Below are 21,647 nucleotides of genomic sequence, written 5' to 3'. Positions count from 1 at the left end.
CGTCTGTTAACGCTGTCGTTTCGCGCAATGATTTGAACTGCCGGACAGGACATTCGTATGAGTCGTAAAGAGATAATTATTCTTTGTGTTGCCGGGTGCGGTTTGTTCGCTGCAGGTTTGCCTCTGGACGCTCGTGTGTGGACCAATATTGACGGAACTTATGTGAAAGGATCGTTCGTTCGTATCCTCTTTGATAAGGTTCTGGTTGAGGATGCAATCGGCAAAAAACATTCGATTCCTTTGGCGCGTCTTTCTCGTGGGGATTTGTCATATCTCTATTATCATGTGCCGCCGGAAATAGAGATTTCGGTGAGTGACGAGAGTTACGAGCTCCCCAAATTTGAATGGTCCCGCGAGGAAGATGACGTTACCTGTTATCGATTTTCAGCCCAAGTCTCAAAAACCAGTGAGTTGCCATATAAAGCCAATTTAACAGCTGAACTGTTTGTGTTGGGAGCGGAGCGTACCCGAATGAATGATGACCATCTTGTGCTGATGGCGTATGAGCGGAAAAAATTCGGGTTTCAGGATGAGAAAAAATGCGCATGTGTTATGCATTTTGAAGCGGTGCCGTTTCATACTTATCGTTCGGAATGGGTCTTGAGGCAGAATGCGGTGGCTCGCGGGAAAACCCTTTCCGGATATATTCTTGCAGTATCCGATGTCAATGGACGGGTGGTTGGTTTTGAATCGGATGTAAAACAAAAATGGGTAACGCGGGATCTCGGTTTCAGCGTTGAAAAATTACGCGGGCTGTATGGGGTAAATCACGGTGCCGTAAACAGCCGTCACTTTAACCAGCACTTCGAAAAGGTTAGTCCTCCGCGTATTCCCTGGTTTAAGCGCTCAGAGATACATTGATTGATGTGATGATATGCAACACAAGAATTGGAAATTGAAAAAGCCGGCGCAGGGTGTTTCGAAAGCAGTACTTTTGAGTGCCGGCATTCATGCAGTTTTACTCGTTTGGGCGGGCGGGGTGGTCGTCTTTTCAGTGGTTCAAAAATCGGAAAAAAAGTTTGTTCCACCGCCGCCTGTCCGTCGTCCGAAGATGCAGATTAAAAAACCGACGGTAAGGGTCAAAAAAAAGGTCTACCCAAAGAGTTCGCAGCGGATCAGTTCTAAAAACATGCAGACAGCAACCGGCATACGGTTGACAAAAACAGGCTTGGTGAGCGAGGGGCTTGGTGGAGGAGTTGAAGGTTTTGAGCTGATGCCGGATATTGCAGATGTCACATTGCTGGGAGGAAAAGAGTCTCTGGCTGTCGGCAACGATTTTGAAGGCGTATTTTATGCTCTTTGTGTGGACCGACAGGGCCGGAAGCTTAGCGGTGGAGAGGATACCTATATTGAAGAGTTGCGACGGTTTTATGAGCATGGCTGGAATCCTAAAACATTGATGAGGTATTACCGTGCTCCACAAAAGCTGTATACGACTTTTTTTTATCTTCCAACAATCGGTTTTGAGCATATTCCCAGAAGTTTTGGCATTCCTGATTCACTGGATACCGAGCAGTGGCTCGTTCATTATCAGGGCCGTATTATGTCTCGTACAGGTGGAAGATTCCGGTTTTGGGGTAGGGGACTTGCTGTGCTGGCCCTGCGGGTTGATGAAAAAGAGGTGGGGTTTCTTGGACAGCAGGCAATTGCATTCAGGACGTCTGATTGGCGTTCTTCTGCAGAGCAGAATATGAAATATTACAGTGTCCGTTCTCCCATGGTTATTGGAGACTGGTTTTCCCTGGAAGCCGATGTCCCGGTGAGTATGGATGTTCTGATCGGTGATTTTAACGGGTATGATTCCGCGGCTACACTGACAGTTCAGGAAGAGGGAGTCATCTATCCGAAAAACCGGGACGGGGCTCCGATTCTTCCTGTTTTTAAGACCGCTGAAATTCCTCCGAATCTCCTGGATGAAATCAGGTATTTGACTATTGCCGGTGATGCGGATTTGGAAAGCAGTTTGATGTTTAATGTTTTTTGAGGGGAGGGCAATAAAAAGGAGTTTGGTTATGACTGGCACTGTTTGGACGAGACAAGTGGCGTTGGTGTTTTTAATGTACAGTGCTGCGCGGGAGTCGCACAGTTAAATCAGACGTATACTTTCGATAGTTAAGATCTGTTGAAATATTGGAGTGATTGGGCTCGTGATACAAATTACGTTGCTGCTGGTTCGGATGAGTCCTTTGCTCTTTACCTGCGTAATGCTTTCTATTATTCGACACCAAGCAGTATGGATTGTTTACAACCAACGGATTGCCTCGGCAGGCTTATTATGAGTTTCGGGATAATATTACGAAATACCGAAAACTATGTGTGGGAAAACTGGGGTTTGGAAACGGAAACATCTGAAAACTAAAGCATGGACAGCTGAAGTGCTGTTGAGCAGGACGTTTTCTGTTCCATAAATGAGGATATTTAATGACCCATCGCGAACGATTTAACTCTGTTATGTCTTATGCCCCTTTTGATCGGGTGCCGTGTCTATATTTCGGCCTGTGGCCCGAAACATTGGAACGCTGGCAGCAGGAAGGGCTGAAAGGCGGCATTCTGGATGTGCCGGAGCAGGTTGGACTGGATCCTGACTTTGAACAGCATATGTTTTCGGGGCACGGAATCCGCACGATCTCTCCGGTCGGCGACGTGCCCGAAGAAGTGCTGGAGGAAACCGCTGATTATATGATTCGGCAAACAGCGATAGGCAGTGTGGAGAAAATAGGCAGGCACGGCAGTTCGATTCATGAATATCTTGACCATGCCCTGAAACCGACCCGGGCGGACTGGGAACGGTTTAAAAGCTATCTCGATCCTGATGATCCGCGTCGCTGGCTGGCGGGACATGAACAGCGCATTAAAGACGTGAATTCCCGCGACGGCGCATTGGCATTTTACGCCGGCTCTCTTTACGGTGAGTTGCGCAACTGGATGGGTGTGGTTGAAATCTCGATGCTGATGTATGATGATCCCGAACTGTTTCAGCAAATTATCAACGATTTAGCTGATTACTTTATCGCGGTTAATCGTCCGCTGTTGGAACGGGTTGAGTTCGATCTGGCTTATCTTTTCGAAGACTGTTGTTTTAACACCGGCCCGCTGGTCGGGCCGGATGCGGTTCGGGAGTTCATGCTTGAGCCTTATCGGCGGATGGTCAATGCCTACCATGATCTGGGAATAAAGCACATACTGGTCGACAGCGACGGCAAGGTAGATGATCTGGTTCCGGTCTGGTTGGATGCGGGAATTGATATTATTTTCCCTATCGAAGTGGGAACCTGGAATGGTGATGCCTGTGCGTTTCGAAGCAAATACGGCCAACGAATCAAAATGATGGGCGGGGTCAACAAACATGTGATTCCGAAGGATGCGGATGCGATTCGTGCCGAACTGGAACGGTTTGTTCCTTTAGTTGAAGAGGGCGGGTTTATTCCGATTCCGGATCATCGGATTCCTCCGGATACATCTTTAGAACAGTTTAGAATCTATGTGGAAATCTTTCGTCAGATTTTCGGATAGGATGTGAACCGGACTGATATTATCAAAATAGATTAAATCAATCCGAGGCTTGAGGAAGAGGGCTTTGGTTGAGCCTTGATTAAAACAATGGGAAATACCGAAGGTGAAGTGCGTGAGCCACCTCGGGTCGAGGGCTTTCCAGGCATTGGACGCGGCATGAGCTCTGGATTGCAGAAACCGCCGAGGTTTCAAAATCTTTCCGGATTCGGAGTTGATAGGTTTTTCTGAGTGTCAGAAGACTTGGATGCCGACCGGATTGACGGTGTCGGAGCTGTACGTGTCGTATATCCGGAGTACGGAAACTGTTCCGATCTGCTGGATGGATATGAACGATGCTGAAGAAGACTCTTCATTTCTTGCTGTTGGTTGGGTTAATCTTCTTGTCAGAAAATAAGTTTTCGATAAGCGGAGGGACTGTTTCCCGTGGCCTTCCTGAATGCGCGGGAGAAATAGTTGCTGTCGGAAAACCCACAGTCAAACGCGATTTCCGTGATGCTTTTATTTGTCGACTTCAGTTGTTGGGCGGCTTCTGCAATTCGCAGGCCGATCAGATATGCGGCCGGTGTTTTCCCGGTGGCGTCAATAAAGACCCGGTGGAAATTGCGCGGCGACATGTGGGCGATTTGTGCCAGTTCGTCTACTGTGATTTCTTCAGTAAAACGTGTTTCCATATAGCTGATGGCTTTGGCGATTCGTAGAACTTTCTGGGAATCACTGTGATCGGTTTCTTCATAATAACGACAGAGCAGACCCACGACTTCAAAGAATTTTCCGAGCGCAATCAGTCGGTATCCTGGCTGTTCCTCTTCGATGGTTGATTGCAGGGATTCGATCAGACTCCAGACTAGATGCAGGTTTTTCGGGCGCAGTCGCAGGCGGCTGTTGAATTCGTTTTTGCGGCGGTAGGACGGTTCAACCACAAACAGCGCCTGAAATCCGGGCAGGGCATGGGTGATCCAGCGTTTAAGGTCGAGCTGGCTGGAATCAAAATAAATGTTGTAACAGATCAGGTTGTGCGTCTGGTTGTAGGCATGAGTACGGCCTTTGGGCATGATGAAAATGTCTCCGGCCTGCAGAGGATAGTCCATGTTATCCACGGAGTTGATTCCGGTGCCTTCCCGGATGATCACCAGTTCTTCGAATTCGTGTCGGTGAGGGGGATAATCCGGGTGGCCGGGGTTAAGATGAACCGCCAGCGGGAAACTGTCCTGCTTAAAAACGTAATCACGGTGGATTGTCGGAAGCAAATCGCTCATGGTCATTATGGTATGATGTCAATTGCAAAATTTTCAAGTCAGAAAATATACAGTCAGGGGTGATATTTTTATTTTGTCAGTTTTGTGCTTGGGATTGTCGGTAAAGTTAAGGATCTCATCAAAAGTCAGGTTTAGACTTTCGGTTGTATTGGTTGGGCTATGAATTTCGCATGAAAGGTTGAATAATGAGGATCCCGTCAGTTTCGAGAAGAGATTTTATAGGAGGAGCGGTTGTCGGAATGGGATGGGTTTCATTTGCTGGATGGGACAGGCGCCTCGGTGATGCGGAAGCGGCCGCCTGTGTAGCGCAGTGCAAGATGCTGTATCCGGACCGGCGCACGTTGGCCGCGTATGAGTTTTTCACCCGCGGCTGCGGAAAGGGCAGCGGGACGGTTGAAATGCCATCCCGGGTGCAGGTTTCCGAAACAGTTCCTGAGGCGGTAATTGTTTTTAGCGCTCCTGCTGAAGGGATTGCGCCCGGTGGAAAGGTGAAACTGTGGTGCCCAAACGGCGCGACAGATCCTCAGTTGGACAATCCGGATGAACCGGGATACGTTCAGATCAATGCTCCGGTGGCTTTTCATGCAGGGTTATCGCGGCTGTGTTTTCGGGAAATGTATGACCAGCAGCGCGACTGGCGTTTTGTGGATGTTTCCCTTCCGGATGGGCTTGCGCCAAATGAGAAGATCACATTTTGTTGGCAGAACGTGAAAGTTGATTCCCGTGCCGCCCGGTTTGACGGGGATCACTGGTTTTTTCAGATAGCGGTGGATCGTGATGCGGACGGCTATGCCGAGCTGATTCCGAATCCGCCGGACGTTCCAAAAGTTGCCGGTCCGGCAGTTCGGATTCTGGTCCGAATTGCATCAACGGCGATCGTCGGCGAACCGGTACGCTTGAACATTTGTGCATTTGATGCCCAGGATAATCCGGCGACTGGATATGCCGGCAAATTAATAATTGCTGTCGGTCAGCCTGGAGTTTCGGCTCCGAAGAATGTTCGAATTTCCGGGCACGGAGCGGTGCAGTGCGACGTGCATTTTAAAAAGCCGGGATTTTACTGGGTAAAGGTTCAGTCGGAAGACGGGTTAGAGGCCGAGAGCAATCCGGTTGAGGTGTTTGCGGAAGACCCCGGTAAACGTCTTTATTGGGGGGACCTGCATGTCCACACCGAAATGTCGGCTGATGCCCGGGTCGGTGCTCATACGGTCTCTTCCTACGATGGTAGTTACCGAATCGGACGGTATCAGTATGCTCTTGATTTTCAGGCCAATACGGATCATCAGGGAGTTGCGCAGGGAAATTATGGTCCGGACGAATGGGAAGCTATGTGCCGTCTGACGAACGAGGCCAATGATCCCGGTCGTTTTGTCACGTTGCTTGCCGCAGAGCTGTCCGGGAAAAAGGGGGACCAGAACGTTTATTTTTCCGGAGGTGTCGCTCCGTTTCTGGACCACAATCCGGCTGATCCCGGATGCCGTGAAAAAGACTGGGCGAAACTCAATGGTACGGAATGTTTTCTGGTGCCGCACCATTTCAGCCAGACCATGCGCCCGTGGGACTGGTCTGTATTCAGTCCGCAGTTGCAGCCGGTAGCAGAAATTTTTTCGAATCACGGACGGGCAGAGTTTCCCAATAATGATCCGGCGTACTGCTGGTGCAAAGAAGCGACGCTGTCCGGGAAAACCTGGGTGGAACAGCTCAGTAGCGGGAAGCTGCTGGGTGCGATTGCTGCCAGTGACGATCACTGGGCGCGTCCGGGAACCTGCGGTCTGACTGCGATTTGGGTTTCAGAGCTTACTCGCGAAGATGTCTATCGTGCCGTGCAGAACCGGTGTTGTTATGCGAGCACCAATGCCCGGGCTATTCTGCATTTCAACGTCAACGGCAAGGAAATGGGGCAGGCAGTGTCAACCGATGGCGCTCCACAGTTTAATGTTCGGGCGGCAGCTCCCGTTGCAATCCAAAAGGTGGAGATCATTCGCGATGGAGCCCCCGTTTTTGAAGTGACTCCTGAAGCCAGGACGGCAGAGTTGGATTGGAACGATGACGGGTTTTCATTTTCAGCGTTTTATTATGTCCGGCTCACATTAGCGGCAGAGTCCAACACGGAATGTTATATGAAAAACAAACAGCAGTTTGTCTGGTCCAGTCCGGTCTGGGTGTCTTGAACCTATTATTGGAATGACGGAGAGGGACTAGGTCGGAAATATTGAAGTCCATCAGTTTGATGTTTCTGCTGGGCGGCAATCCAGGAATGGAGGCGCGAACTCAGTTTCCCGTGAATTATGTACGGGGCGGTGCCTAATACCGGCGTTGACGACGGGGCGGTGATTCGGGTGTGTCAGTTTTGTGCTGTTATTTGTCAGTTGCGTGAAGGCGGGATGCTGTCGGATTTGACATTCTGGTTTTGTGCTAACGGAAGCGTGTTTATTTGTTTCTGTCATAAACTGTTCTGATACGAAGTAATAGAGGAGGTACGATGAAAAAGTATATATGGATTACAGCAGCAATATGTCTGATTGCTGCAGGAGTCATTGCTGACCAGATTACATTCAGTTCGTCAGATGATTCATGGGTAAATGGAAATACATCCCAGCAGGGAGATAATTACGGAACTGTGACAAGTATCCGGATCAGGCATCAGAATGACTCCTGGGGCAATAATTACGGGGTCGTGAAGTTTGATTTGTCATCCCTCACATCAATGTTGGCACCCGGACAGTCCGTTCAGGTTACTTCGGCAAGAATAAGATTCTTCACAAGTTTCATAAACTGGTCGGGGCCGACCAATTTTTCTCCGATTGCTATTTTTAAAAATTTAGAAGATTGGAATGAATCCACGGTGGTGTGGACGAATGCTCCTACGATGGATTCCTCCGCTGTTCAGACGCTTGAGTATTTTGGGCTGCCTGAGGTTAATCAGGTGTATTTTACCGGAACGAATACGGTGGATACCGCAGCGTGGCTTGAATACACCGATGCAAATGTTGCGGAGCTGGTTGAGGGATGGTTGAACGGAACCATTGAAAATTACGGTGTATCAATTAAAGCCACTGATTTGGTGGATTCCGATCGGATGTTTGCTCCACAAACCAAGGAGCATGTGAATCCGGCCATTCATCCGGCTATTATTGTCAATTACACGATTGTTGAAGATAATGGGTATGCAAAAGTCGGGACTTCTGATGATTCGTGGGTGAACGGAAGTGGGTCATCGCAAGGGGTCAACAATGGAACCGATATTCGAATGGTGATTCGCCATCAGAATGACAGTTGGGGGATGAACTACAGCGTGGCGAAGTTTGATCTGTCGTCGATTACCGGTGTCCTGCAGCCTGGCGATACCGTGCAGGTTAATTCGGCTGAAATGCGGTTTTATGCAGAGCTGAACAACTGGCCGGGTTCCACCAATTTTACGCCGGTCGCCATGTATCGTAACACAGGGGGCTGGGATGAATCTACCGTGGTGTGGACCAATGCTCCACCCTTTGACCCTGCTGCGGTGGCGACGCTGGATTATTTCGGCGATGCCGGGAGCGAAGTTTACTTTGCCGGAACCAACGCCATTTCATCCGGTGGATGGCTTAAATATACCGGAAGCAATGTCGCAAGCATGGTTGAAAACTGGCTCAACGGGGAGACTGATAATTACGGGGTTTCGCTGCAGGGAACCGATTATCTTGATTCGCAACGGATTTTCTCAATTGCATCGAAGGAGAATGAGACGGAGTGGCTTCATCCGGAAATTATTATTAACTATACTGTGATTCCGGATGCGCCCCCCCCCGGATCATCGCAGATTGTTTCTGCGAACATCGTTTCCGGAAATGTATTAAAGCTGCTGGTTGATACGGATTCATTTTTGCTTTCCAAACAGAAGGTGGTTGGCAGAGCAAGCCTTAGCGAGGAGTCGTGGGTGCAGGTGGGTCACTCCGACCAGGCTGTCGGCCCATTTGTTGAAACCAACTTGAGTCATTGTGCGGTTGAAGATGGAAGTTATACTGTTTATGTAGAATTGACCAATTCCACTGGATTCTTTGGGATTCAATAAGCAAAGACTCAGACGACCACCATTTTCTTTTAAAATTTTTGGAATAAAAGATGGTGGTCGTCGAGGGTAGGGAACGTTCCAATGTTTGGAATCATGAATAACAGTTTGTTGGTTGTGCTTGCGGGAGTCGTGCTTTGCAACCCATTGGGCTTCGCAGCCGGTCGACCGAACGTTGTGCTGATTTATGCAGACGATTTGGGGATTGGAGATGTTGGGGCTTACGGGGGCTCAACTATTCCAACACCGTATATTGATTCAATTGCCGATAACGGAGTTCTTTGCAAGCAGGGATATGTAACAGCGCTCCAGTGTGGACCCAGTCGAGCCGGTCTTCTGACCGGTCGATATCAGCAGAAATTCGGCTTTGAGTTTAATTTCCCCATCAAAAGATCTTTTGAATTCGGAACACCCTTGAGTGAGGTAATGATTTTCAGCCGCCTGAAAAAGGCTGGATATCGGACAGGTGTTGTCGGGAAATGGCACATGGGACGCGGTGAGGGATATTGTCCATGGGAACGGGATGTGGATTACTTTTACGGAGTATTGAACGGAACCAGCTGGTATTTTCCTCCATTTGACTGGGCCTCAAAATATCTGGGGCTGGGCGATCCGACCGATATTCACCGCAATGATGAGATTTTTATAGAGAAAGATTCTGATTATATAACAGAAGCGTTTGCGAGAGAGTGCACAGGTTTTATTCAACGCAATAAAAACAAACCGTTCTTTCTGTATGCTCCATTTACAGCTCCGCATGTGCCGATTTTATATCGGGAACGGCATGTTAGCCGGGTGGCGCATATCAAAGATAAAAAACGCCGTGAATATGCAGCGCTTGTTGTTGCTCTGGATGATGCGGTAGGTCGGATATTGGATGAGCTGAAAGAGCAAGGGGTTTGGGGAAATACGCTGCTGTTTTTCATCAGTGACAACGGCGCAAGCAGTCATGATGGCGGCAGCAACGCTCCGTTCAAGGGCTATAAAGGAAGTCTTTGGGAAGGCGGAATCCGGACCCCGTACCTGGTCCAGTGGCCCGAAAAACTACCGGTCGGGAAAATATACGAGGATCCGGTCAGCACGTTGGATGTGGCAGCAACGATAGTTGTCTTGGCTGGGCAGAATCCTGATGTTTCCTCTTTAGACGGTGTTAACCTGATTCCTTTTTTGACTTCCGAGGCTTCCGGAGCACCGCATGAGTTTTTGTTTTATAAACAGTTTGCATGGAATGATTCATGGGGAGTTCGTCATGGAGACTGGATGCTGATGGGGCGCAAAGAGGGAGAACGACTGCTCTATAACCTGTCTCGAGATCCATCGGAATCTGAAAATCTGGCGATGCAATATCCTGAACTGGTGGATCAGTTGCATGGCAAATGGAAACAATGGAACGAAACCACGGAGCCAGTATCGTGGGATTGGAAAGAATGAATTCAGAAGAGTTGGTTGGTATGGATGTAGCTGTATATTATTTTCCGAATTATCACCGGGATGCCCGGAATGAAACACTGCATGGTCCCGGCTGGAGCGAGTGGGATTTGGTTAAACGTGCCGAGCCGCGGTTTCCCGGACATGAGCAGCCCAAGGTCCCGCTGTGGGGCTTTGACGATGAAGCAAACCCGGAGTCTATGGCTTTGCGTATTGATGCGGCCGCTGATTATGGTGTGAATACATTTATTTTTGATTGGTACTGGTATAACGACGGACCGTTTCTTCAGCGCGCTTTAGAGGATGGGTTCCTGAACGCCTCCAATAATGATCGCATGAAGTTTGCAATCATGTGGGCCAACCATGACTGGATTGATATTCATCCGGCCAAAATAGAAACCGCCGATGTGGAGAGTTCTGCCAAACTTCTTTATCCGGGGGCGGTAACACCGGAGACATTCGATCGAATCATTGAGCATTGCATTGAGACCTATTTTAAGCACCCGTCCTACTGGCTGATGGATGGCTGCCCGTATTTTTCAATTTATGAGTTAACAAAACTGATGGCTGGCTTCGGCAGTGTTGGAGAAACCAGACGGTGCCTGGATCGCTTTAGAATTGCGGTCAAAGATGCCGGGTTTCCGGATCTTCATTTAAATGCGATTGTCTGGAACAATCCGATTCTTCCGGGAGAAACATCTGCTTCAGATCCTTATGACCTGATTCAGGCGCTGGGATTCGACAGTGTGAATTCGTATGTCTGGATTCACCATGCCAATCTGCCGGACTTTCCGGTCAATGATTACTCGGTGATTGAGAAGCAGTATTTTGAGTATTGGGACAAGGCGAAGCAGAGTTGCCCGGTTCCATACTATCCAAACCTGACCATGGGGTGGGATCCCAGTCCGCGTACCGTGCAGTCAGACCGTTATTTGCATCGCGGATATCCGTTTACGCCGGTTGTAACCGGGAACAGCCCGGAGGCATTTAAAAAGGCTGCACAGAAAATTCGTACCCAGATGGAACAGATGGATTTACCGAATCCGTTTATCAGTATCAATGCATGGAATGAATGGACCGAAGGCAGTTATATTGAGCCGGATGAAAAAAACGGCTATGGTTACCTCGAAGCGATTCGGGATGTATTCGGGGCAACAGAAAAAAGGGTTTTCAATGAAGCGGTTTTGGTTTAGCGGGCTTGCGCTGGCGGCCAGTTGTTTGCAGGCTGTCGCAGCAGAGCCGATTCCTTCGGAACAGTTTTATGTACAGGATTTCGGATCGGACCCGGCGGTCGCGGTGACATCAGCTCTTGCTGCAGCTCAGACTTTCGGTGGTACAGCCGAAATTCTGTTTGAGCCGGGTACGGTTTATCGTATGGGCTTGCCGGATGGAGAGGGGATGCAGTCCAAATATGCCGTTCATATTCGTAATGCAACCAATTTGGTTTTGAACGGGCAGGGCGCGACGCTGCTGATTACCCATCCGGAAATTGGAGCAATCTGCACAGAGGATTGCCAAAACATCGAAATTAAAAATTTTAAAATCGATTACGACCCGCTGCCATATGCTCAAGGCCGGATTCATGCTGTGAGTCTGTCTGAAAACTGGTTTGATCTGAAAGTTGATGAGGGTTTTCTCGAACCCGATCATCCCTGTTTCGATCGGGCCATGGCCAAGTGGGGATTGGCGATCCGTGATGCAGCAGACGGTGGGCGGCAATACGGGCCGGGTGCTCTTTTTTCAGAAAAATGGGAGCGAACGGGAGATCGAATCTGGAGGTTCTATGCGAAGGAAAGCCGCTATGATGCTTCCTTGGAGCGCGCTGGCCTGAAGTTCGGAGAGCGTTATATTCATATGGCCCGCAACTATGCGCAGGCTGTGGCTGCAAAAAAATGCGATGAAGTCCTGTGGGAGAATATCACCATTTATGCATCACCGGGTCTGGCTTTTTATCCTCATCAAACCAGCCATCACACGATTCGCAACTGTCATGTGAAAGTCAAAGAGGACCGGATTTTTTCGACCGATGCCGACGGGATTCACATGCGTGGTTCACGTGGACATGTCCTGATTGACGGGTGCACGTTTGAAGGAATGGCCGATGATGGAATCAATGTACACAGTTCCGCCATGTCGGTTCAGTCTCAGCCCGCATCGAATCAGGTGCTGGTCAAAAAACATACCTACAGTGTGCGCCCCGGGGACCGGGTGGTGGCGGTGGATTCTGCGTCTGCCGGCATCATCGGAACGGCTGCGATTCAAAAGGTCGAAGATCGGGGGCGCAATTGGCTGCTGTCGATGGATCGAGAGTTCGCACCGTTCAACACCGAAGGTGCCGCCGGGGTGAATGAACACGGGGATCCGATTGTGGCTGTGAATTTTTATAATCTTTCTGAGTCTGCCGACCAGTTTATGATCCGCAACTGCGAGTTTAGGGATTATCGCGGCCGCGGCATTCTGGTGAGTGCGCATGGCGGGCTGATTGAAAACAATACCTTCAGGGTTCGCGAAGGTTGGGGCATCGTCATGAATTATGAGACCAGTCGCTGGGCAGAAGGGCCGATTGCGCATGATGTTGTCATCCGGAACAACCGGTTTTTTGCAAAGTCGGCATCCCGGCAGCCTGCCATTCAGTCCCGGATTCATACCCGTGCCGGAGTGCAGGTTGACGGCAATCCGGTCCGCAATATCTCAATCGAAAATAACCGGTTTTACGGATATCAGTTCCCGGCAATCCGCATGGAGTATACTGAAGGACTTGAATTGAAGAACAACGAAGAGATTTCGGCTGCCGAATGAAAGGATTCAGAATGAAGCAGCGGAATGTATTTACAGCAGTCTTTGGTTTGTTGGCCGGTTGCGCCCAGCTTTCTGACGGTGGTCCGGCCGTACGTAACATCGTTTTTATTCTGGTCGATGATTTGGGAATCAGAGACCTGGGGTGTTATGGAAGTGATTATTATGAAACTCCGAACTGCGACCGGTTGGCGGCAGAAGGCATGCGATTTACTGAAGCGTATGCCGCGCATGCAGTCTGTTCGCCGACCCGCGCCAGCATTCTGACCGGCCGTTACCCGGCCCGTCTGCATCTGACCGCCTACATTCCGGGGCAGGAATGTCCGAATGCCAAACTTAAAGCTCCGCAGGACTGGATCAAATATCTGCGTCTGACCGAAACCACCTATGCCGAAGCGTTGCGAGATGCGGGGTTTTCAACCTGCCATATCGGAAAATGGCATGTGTCGCCGGTTTTTGGCCCGGAAAACCACGGGTTTGAAACCGTAACGCCTTGGATGAAAGATCACAGCAAGGCCGGAGACGACCCGTGGTTTGTTCACAAATATACGGAAGCGGCCGAACGCTTTATTGAGAAAAATAAAGATCGACCGTTTCTTCTGACTTTATCGCACGGAACCGTTCATGTGCCGCTGTATGAAAATGAAGATCTGATCGACAAATATCGGAAAAAAACCTCGGGCTCTTCGGGACAGAACAATCCGGTTTACGCCGCGATGGTTGAGCGCATGGACTGGAGTGTCGGACGCGTCCTTTCAAAACTCAAAGAGCTGAATCTTGACGAAAATACTGCTGTGGTCTTTTTCTCGGACAACGGCGGCCTGATGAATGTCTATGACAAGGATCAGAAAAAAACAATAACCGCCACCTGCAATCTGCCGCACCGCGGCGGAAAATCTCAGATGTACGAAGGCGGCATTCGCGTGCCGCTGATTGTCAGGTGGCCCGGCGTTACTTCGGTCGGCTCGGAATGTGATGTCCCGGTCATCAGCACCGACCTCTATCCGACTTTTCTGCAGATGGTCGGCCTGCCATTACTGCCAAAACAGCATCTGGACGGACTTTGCCTTGAACCATTGTTATCCGGCTCCGGAACCTTAAAACGGAATGCTTTGTACTGGCACTATCCTCATTATCAGACTCTGCCGCCGCACGGCGCAATTCGCTGCAACAACTGGAAGCTGGTTGAGCATTACGAAGACGGCAAAGTTGAGCTGTTCAATTTGAAAGATGATCCGGAAGAGGCCGAAAATCTTGCATCCGCAATGCCGGAGCGGGCTCAGCAGTTGCAGGCATGGCTTCATGAGCATTTGGCGGCAATCGGCGCCCAGATGCCGACGTCCAACCCCGAATACAATCCGGATGTTTTCTGGCGGAAGGGATCGTTCAATGCTCCTTTTGATTCATGGGAACGAAAGCAGGATGACGATCCTCGACGGTGTGTTGAAGATGAGTCAGTGAATTATGGTGCTTTGAGAAATAATTAGGAATTGCACAGTATGAATATAAATCCATCCAGACGTGATTTTATGAAAGTTGCCGGCGCGACCGGTCTTGCCGTTTCATTTGCAAACAACGGGTTCAGCTTCGAGTTAAACAGGCTCCCGCTTCAGGAAATCGAAAACCCCATGCGTCGCCTTAAGCCGTTTCGGGCGCCGAAACGTCCCGTTCAAGAAGCGGTTCCCGGGTTTCTTTGGATTGATGCCGGACAGTTCGATTCGTACGGCGGATGGGAGCTGGATACATTTTTCACCGATTTGGCCGCAGCGTCCGGCTATCTGCTGGCCAACCGTTTCATTGGCCCGCCGGTCGACGATGCGGTGACGACGGTCAACATTCCCGAAAGCGGCCGTTGGCATTTATGGGTTCGTGCGCGCAACTGGTTGCCGGAGCATTCTCCCGGGCAGTTCAAGGTGCTGGTGAACGGTAAAGAGTCCGACCATGTATTCGGCGCGGCCGCGTCGGACCAGTGGGTGTGGGAATCCGGCGGAGCGTATGAACTTTCGGGCGGCAAAACGGAGCTGCGGCTTCAGGATTTGACCGGCCACCTCAGCCGGGTCAGCTCACTGATCCTGACTCGTGACGAAACCTATCGCCCGCCGCAGGATCGCGATGCAATGCTTCAGGAGCGCGCGCGGCTGAGCGGCATTTCCCTGCTGCCTGCGGATCGCGGAAATTTTGACGTGGTTGTTGTCGGCGGAGGCCCTGCCGGTGTTCCGGCGGCGATCGCCGCCGCACGCAACGGTTGCCGGGTGGCGCTGATTCATGACCGTCCGGTTCTGGGCGGCAATGCCAGCCTGGAGCTGATGGTTCCTCCGAACGGCGCGGCACGGCACGAAACCTTTGATCGTGAAACCGGCATTATCGAAGAAATCCGCTGTGAGGGCTGCATTCATTCGCCGCGAAAGGATCACGGCAAAGTGTCCTATGCCATGGAGTTTGTGGTTGCGAATGAGCCGAACATTACACTGTTTCTGAACGAGAATGCAGACAAGGTCACCACGACCGGAAACAAAATCCGGTCGGTGGAATCCCATAACACACTTACCGGCGAGCGCAGTGTTTACCGAGGCGAAACATTTATTGACTGCACCGGCGACGGGTGGATCGGTTATTACGCGGGCGCGGACTATCGTTTCGGACGTGAAGCGCGAAGCGAGTTCAACGAAGCATTTGCTCCCGAAGAGGCCGATAAAAAAACCATGAGCGGCACACTGAGCAACGGTGCAACCAAAGACGGGTATTTTTATTATGTGGTTGAGCGGAAAAAACCGGTTGAGTTTTCACTGCCGAAATGGGGCGTAAAAATTCCCAATCCGGAACGGTTTATGGATAAGCGAAAAGGGGAGTCGGCGTTCAATATCGGTGCATCGTGGTTCGAATATCCGGGGGATGTGGACGATTTGTACGGACAGGAAGAGGCCCGGGATTATTTGTACCGCATTGTGGCCGGAATCTGGGGTTTCTTCAAAAACCACTGGGCTGATAAAGAAAAGGCGGCAAATTTCGAACTGCTGGATATTCCGACCAAACTCGGCATGCGCGAAACGCGCCGCCTGGTGGGTGATCATATTCTGAATCAGAATGAAGTAGAGAATGCGGAGTTGTTTGAGGATCGAGTCGCCTACGCGGGGTGGACGCTGGATGTGCATCATCCAGACGGCGTAATGGGATATGAGCGTTTTACAGCCTACAAGAGAGTTCCGGTCAATCACATTCCGTATCGAAGCCTTTATTCTAAGAATATAAACAATCTCCTGTTCGCAGGGCGCAACGGAAGCTTCAGCGCCATCGCGCTGGGAGCCGTTCGGGTGGAAGTGACCTGCTCGTCCATGGGGCAGGCCGCCGGAACGGCGGCCGCGTTGTGTAAAAAGCACGACTGCGCTCCGCGCGAAATTTACAAGAGGCATCTCAAGGAACTGCAGCAGCAGTTGCTCAAAGACGATCAGTATATCATTGGGATGGTGAACGAAGATCCGGAAGATCGGGCCCTTGTTGCTACAGCAAACGCTTCAGGCTCGATGAGGCCGGAAACCGGGCCGGAAAATGTAAACAACGGAATTGCCCGCCCGTTCGAAGGTAAACCGAACTGCTGGGAAAGCCGGCCGCTGTCCGAGGGGCCCCAGTGGGTGGAAGTCGAATTGCCGAAGCCGGAAAAAATCAATGCGGTTTATCTGGCCTTCGATACCGGGTTGTCCCAGCGCTGGATGAAGATGGCGACACCGGAAATCGAGGGATTGGTGAAAAGCTATGCCGTATCCTGTTTTGATGGTTCAGAATGGCATACGGTGGCTGCGGATCGGAAAAACTATCAGCGCCGGGTCATCTGCCGTTTCCAAGGTTTGGAAACAAAAAAAATCCGTGTGCTTGTCGAACAGACCTACGGGGCTCCGACCGCAAAAATCTACGAAATACGCGCCTATAATGAGTCTGCGTAAACAGCCGAATATTCTTTTCGTGTTTTCCGATCAGCATCGCTGGTGCGATCTGGGCTGCTACGGGAGTGCCGACGTGATTTCGCCGAACTTTGACCGTTTCGCACACGACGGTCTTCAGTTTAATCAGTGTATTTCCAACGCGCCGGTCTGCGTGCCGGCGCGAGGGTCTCTGCTGACCGGTCTCTATCCGCTGAAGCATGGTGCGATTACCAATGATCTGCCAATTCGCACCGGTGTGGAGAGCGTGGCTGATGTGCTGAATTCCGCCGGATATCACACCGGTTATATCGGCAAGTGGCATCTTGGCGGTGTGCCGCGCAATCAGGCGGTTCGGGAGGGACATCGTCTTGGATTCAAGGAGTGGAAGGTTAATAACTGCGATCACAGTTACATGAGCTCCTTCTATTATGATGAACAGGATGTCCGGCACGAAATCGATGGATACGATGCGGAAACCTATACCTCGCTGGCAATCGATTTTATGGAGCGTTCTTCTGATGCTCCATGGGGCCTGTGGCTTTCCTGGGGACCGCCGCATGATCCATATTTTGATGTGCCGCAGAAATATCTGGACCTGTATGCGGATAAGCAACTGAGTCTTCGCGGGAATGTGTCAGAAAAGATCACAGATCGTCTGGATATGGACCGCTATTGGGATCGCGAACAGGCTGAAAAAAACCTGCATGGCTATTACGCACACATTACCGCGCTGGACGATCAGTTTGGGCGGATTGTCCAGGCATTGGAAAAAACCGGTCAGCTTAAAAATACGATTATTGTGTATACCAGCGACCACGGCGACCAGCTCGGCTCGCAGGGCTGGACTAACAAACAACTGCCGTTCGAGGAGTCGGTCCGCGTGCCGTTGCTGATGCAGGGGCCGGGAGTTAGAACCGGAATCTGTGAAGAACTGATCGGCCTAGCCGATCTGCCGGCTAGCTTACTCTCTCATGCAGAGCAGAAACTGCCGGCGTCGGACGGCGATGATTTGAGCGCGCTTTTTTCCGATTCAAACTCCGTCGGGCAGGACGCCTGTTATATTTTCGATCTGGTTCCCTGTCATCAGTCGATCTGGCGCGGCACGGATGCGTGGCGCGGTGTGCGCACAAAAACACACACGTATGCCTGCCATGCCGACGGTGCGCCGTGGGTGCTGTTTGATAACATTGCCGACCCGGAGCAGAAAAACAATCTGGCCGGCAGTCCTGATTTCCAAACCTTAGAAAACAGACTGCATCAAATGACAGTGGAGCTTTCTGCAAAGCACGATGCATTGCTGCCATGGCCGGAGCTGCTGGCTCAAAACGGGTTGGTGGCAGAATGGAATAAAAGCCAGCGTCATTTCGGGTTGCCAGAATTGTGTGATGACAAGGAGAGCAGGCCATGATGTCTCTCCTGTGCGCCGGCCTTATTTTCACGCTTGGAGCTCCTCATGACGGGGTTCCTGTGCCGCAGCCTCCGGCGAGTTCCTATGAGGTCGGGGCGATTCTTTGTGACCTGTGGAATCAGGGGGAACACCTTGGGTGGGACCCCATCAAACCTTACCTGAGTCGCAAGCCGCACCTCGGATGGTACGATCAGGACAATCCGGACGTCTGGGACTGGCAGATCCGTTGGGCCCGCAACTACGGCATCAAGTGGTTTCTTCACTGCTGGTATAACCGGACGCCGGAAAATGAGCCGATTGTGGATAACCCCCGGTTGAACGCCATTGAAATCATTGAGAAGGCCGATCTTAAAAACCATATCCGTTATGCCATTGCCTGGACGATCGGGACATCGGGCGATGCGCGCAGTGCTGCCGATATCCAGACCAACCTTTACAGTTACTGGAAAGAGCATTATTTCAGCAACCCGCGTTATTTCACGTTCGACGGCAAGCTCGTGGTCGGCATTATCGGCTGGCAGCACCTGATTGACCGCATGGGCAGCACGACAGCGGTGGCGCAATGTTTGGATGCGTTGCGTGCGCAAGCCGTTGCGGACGGTTTCAGCGGTATTCTGTTTATTGCGCGCAATGAAAACCCGGCGCAGTCCGTCTGTTCATTGGTTATTGATTGCGGGTTTGATGCCCAGTTTTCTTATGCTTCAGCTGCGGGCTATGACTACATGGACGCGTATGAATGGTTTGAAGATCAGCAGATGATGAGGATCGAAGGGAAAAACCAGTGGCTGACCGATATTCCCACCATGAGTATGGGGTGGTTTAAAGAACCGTGGTTGCCGCAAACGCATGGTCTTATCCTTCATATCAACCCGGATGAATACAAGGACCTGACCGGGGACGTGAAAACATTTATGGATTCCCAGCCTGAAGGCGCGTTGAACCGAAAACTTGCACTGATGGGAACGTGGAACGAGTACGGTGAAGGGCATTGGGTGATGCCGACGGCGCATCACGGGTTCGGTTTTCTGAATGCCGTTCGGGAAACGTTTACCGATGGCGGTTCTCTCGAAGATGATGTTCCAACGGATGAGCAGATTGCTGCTTATGAAGCGCGTAACCGCGATTGGGCAATGCATCTGAAGTTGGACGAAACGGCCGGTTCTTCCGCAGCCGATGCGTCGATGTTCAGGCATGACGGCGTGCTGTCCGGCGGCTGCGCATGGCATTCTGCGGGAGGGGTTGACGGCGGCGCTCTTGAACTGGACGGAAGTTCGGGATACATCCGTCTGGCTGAACCGGCCGAGGCCGGCTGGATGCATGAGCCGGCCGGGACGCGCACGGTGATGATGTGGGTTAACGCCGATACAGTTTCGGGAACGCAGACCCTTTTTGATGAGGGCGGAACCCATGAAAGCGGTTCATTCGGGTTTGGAATGCAGATTAATGACGGTTTGCTGGAAGCGCGGTACATGTATAACGGGGGAAGACAGACGGTCAGTGCGTCGTTTCCTTTCGTCGGCAGCTGGCATCATGTGGCCTATGTTTTTACCGCCTATGGCGGTGGTGCGGATAACCGGGGGATTCATCGCTATTCCCTGTATATTGACGGCGTGCTTGTTGATTATGTGGATGACACGCTTCCGGGATCGTTGCGGTTTCATCAGGATGCCGGAGCGGTCGGCGCCACGGCAGACGGCGATGTGTTCGGTACATACGGGCCTGGGGTGTCTCATCATTTTGATGGTATGATTGATGATGTCATTGTGTCATATCGTGTGTTGAACGTGCTTCAGATTCATGATGCTGCCGGGTTGTTTCAGGACGAGCCGAAAATGGAGCCGGGCTTTTTTGTGATTGAAATGCCGGACTGGGCCCGCTGGTATGATGTGGAGCTGATGCGGGACTACAGCAGCCCGGTCGTTGTGGTCAGTCCGCCGACCTTTTTTGAAGACGATCCGTGCGTAATGCGCATGAAAAATTTTACAGCCCGCGGATTTGAAACACAGCTCGCCGAGTTTCATGGATCGGATCATGTGCGTCGCAAACACGAAAACTGCGCGTTTCTGGCCGTAGAAAGCGGGGCGTATTCCGTTGGAGAACATAAACTGGAGGCGGGACGGATCAGTCCAGTCAATCTGAACTGGCAGACGGTTGATTTTCAGCAGGCTTATTCCAATGCTCCGGTAGTGGTGTGCTCGTTGGGAGGCCGTATGGATGATCAGCGTTGTTCGGTGCGGGTAAAAGATGTTACGGCATCGGGATTCAAGGTGTGTGTGCAGGAAGGCGAGGGCTACACGGACGAAACCCATAATGACGAAACCATTCATTACATTGCTGCCGAAGAGGGTGTTTTTGATTTTCACGGAACCCGCTTTCATGTGTTTCGGGATGAGATCGACAGCACCTTTGCCGAGGTGGGGTATGGTGAAACATTAAGTTATGGCGGTTGTCTGGCGCAGATTGAAACGTTTAATGATTCCGAACCGTGCAGTCTGCGGATCAATGATTCCGATCGGCGGGCTTACGACGATCGTTCGGTGGTTATTAAAATTGAAGAGGATGTGATGATGGACGCAGAACAGGTTCACTCTTCGGAAAGCGTCGGTTTTATTGCTTTTGGACAGAAATCGGCAACCGGCTGGCAAGCCGTTCTTGAGAGTGTGGATGATTCGTGGATCAATGGAAATGTTCAGGATGATAATTATGGCTCTGATACAACAGCGAGACTGCGGAATGATAATGCAGCAGATTGGGCACAGAATCATTCGTTATTTAAGTTCGAAACTGCGGCAGTGACCAATAATCTGGAGGCTGGTGAGATGATTGATGTGACTGCTGTCCGGATACGGTTCTATACCTCGTTGAAGAGTTGGCCGTCTTTCCCGACCAATTTTAGTGATGTGGTGATGGTTCGTAATACAGACGATTTCAGTGAAACCAATGTGATGTGGAGCACGGCCCCGTCTGTGGATGAACAGGAGGTGGAAAGTCTGACGTGGTTTGGACTCTCTTCATCGCCCACGTATTTTACCGGCACCAATGCTGTTTCTTCCGGTGGCTGGCTGGAGTTTCAATCAGAAGGCGCGGCAGATCTCGTGGAAGGATGGGTGAACGGTACCGTTCCGAATTATGGGATCACGATTCGGGGAGGCACGAATTATGCCGGCACGTCGCGAAGCTTCTACCTGATTACCGGAGATCATACGACGGAAGCTGTTCGTCCTGAAATTATTCTGGATTATAATGTGGTTCCCGCGCAGTCGTTGGGAGAGGAATGA

The 21,647-nt window shown here is 50.9% G+C and carries 13 protein-coding genes; 12 read left to right on the top strand and 1 reads right to left on the bottom strand.

The genetic code is table 11. The features are described from left to right. Positions 1-57: 57 nt before the first annotated feature. The 3 genes from GT409_RS15525 (at position 58) to GT409_RS15515 (ending at position 3,513) form a co-directional block, all read left to right on the top strand. A complete protein-coding gene (locus GT409_RS15525; protein ID WP_160629962.1) occupies positions 58-861 on the top strand; it encodes a hypothetical protein in 804 nt (267 codons plus the stop codon). A 13-nt stretch (positions 862-874) separates the two neighbouring features. After that, positions 875-1,984, top strand: a complete 1,110-nt coding sequence (locus GT409_RS15520) for a hypothetical protein (protein ID WP_160629961.1) — start codon at positions 875-877, stop codon at positions 1,982-1,984. Positions 1,985-2,421: 437 nt separating this feature from the next. Then, positions 2,422-3,513: a uroporphyrinogen decarboxylase family protein gene (locus tag GT409_RS15515; protein WP_160629960.1), complete on the top strand. Its 1,092-nt coding sequence runs from the start codon at positions 2,422-2,424 to the stop codon at positions 3,511-3,513. A gap of 383 nt (positions 3,514-3,896) precedes the next feature. Here GT409_RS15515 and GT409_RS15510 read toward each other — a convergent pair whose 3' ends face one another. Further along, positions 3,897-4,769, bottom strand: coding sequence for a helix-turn-helix domain-containing protein (locus GT409_RS15510; RefSeq protein WP_160629959.1), 873 nt, complete (start codon positions 4,767-4,769; stop codon positions 3,897-3,899). Between the two features lie 239 nt (positions 4,770-5,008). Between GT409_RS15510 and GT409_RS15505 the strand changes: the two genes are divergently transcribed. The 9 genes from GT409_RS15505 (at position 5,009) to GT409_RS15465 (ending at position 21,647) form a co-directional block, all read left to right on the top strand. Continuing rightward, positions 5,009-6,940 carry a DUF3604 domain-containing protein gene (locus tag GT409_RS15505; protein WP_160629958.1) on the top strand — a complete coding sequence of 644 codons (1,932 nt, stop codon included), beginning with the start codon at positions 5,009-5,011 and terminating at the stop codon, positions 6,938-6,940. Between the two features lie 311 nt (positions 6,941-7,251). Further along, positions 7,252-8,823, top strand: coding sequence for a DNRLRE domain-containing protein (locus GT409_RS15500; RefSeq protein ID WP_160629957.1), 1,572 nt, complete (start codon positions 7,252-7,254; stop codon positions 8,821-8,823). A gap of 93 nt (positions 8,824-8,916) precedes the next feature. Beyond that, a complete protein-coding gene (locus GT409_RS15495; protein ID WP_160629956.1) occupies positions 8,917-10,251 on the top strand; it encodes a sulfatase family protein in 1,335 nt (444 codons plus the stop codon). Then, positions 10,248-11,441 carry a glycosyltransferase WbsX family protein gene (locus tag GT409_RS15490; RefSeq protein WP_160629955.1) on the top strand — a complete coding sequence of 398 codons (1,194 nt, stop codon included), beginning with the start codon at positions 10,248-10,250 and terminating at the stop codon, positions 11,439-11,441. The genes GT409_RS15495 and GT409_RS15490 overlap by 4 nt, the downstream gene beginning before the upstream one ends. Continuing rightward, on the top strand, positions 11,422-13,047 hold the full coding sequence (locus tag GT409_RS15485; protein WP_160629954.1) for a right-handed parallel beta-helix repeat-containing protein: 1,626 nt from the start codon (positions 11,422-11,424) through the stop codon (positions 13,045-13,047). The genes GT409_RS15490 and GT409_RS15485 overlap by 20 nt, the downstream gene beginning before the upstream one ends. Before the next feature lie 11 nt (positions 13,048-13,058). Continuing rightward, on the top strand, positions 13,059-14,531 hold the full coding sequence (locus tag GT409_RS15480) for a sulfatase (RefSeq protein WP_160629953.1): 1,473 nt from the start codon (positions 13,059-13,061) through the stop codon (positions 14,529-14,531). 12 nt (positions 14,532-14,543) lie between these two features. Next, entirely contained in the window at positions 14,544-16,982 is a 2,439-nt protein-coding gene (locus GT409_RS15475; RefSeq protein ID WP_160630143.1) for an FAD-dependent oxidoreductase, read from the top strand. Then, positions 16,969-18,369 (top strand): sulfatase family protein, encoded by a 1,401-nt coding sequence (locus GT409_RS15470; protein WP_160629952.1) that lies wholly within the window; start codon positions 16,969-16,971, stop codon positions 18,367-18,369. Before GT409_RS15475 ends, GT409_RS15470 begins: the two co-directional genes overlap by 14 nt. Beyond that, entirely contained in the window at positions 18,366-21,647 is a 3,282-nt protein-coding gene (locus tag GT409_RS15465) for a glycoside hydrolase family 99-like domain-containing protein (protein WP_160629951.1), read from the top strand. The genes GT409_RS15470 and GT409_RS15465 overlap by 4 nt, the downstream gene beginning before the upstream one ends.

This window comes from Tichowtungia aerotolerans, assembly GCF_009905215.1.
GTDB lineage: Bacteria > Verrucomicrobiota > Kiritimatiellia > Kiritimatiellales > Tichowtungiaceae > Tichowtungia > Tichowtungia aerotolerans.
This window is presented reverse-complemented; position numbering and strand designations above follow the sequence as displayed.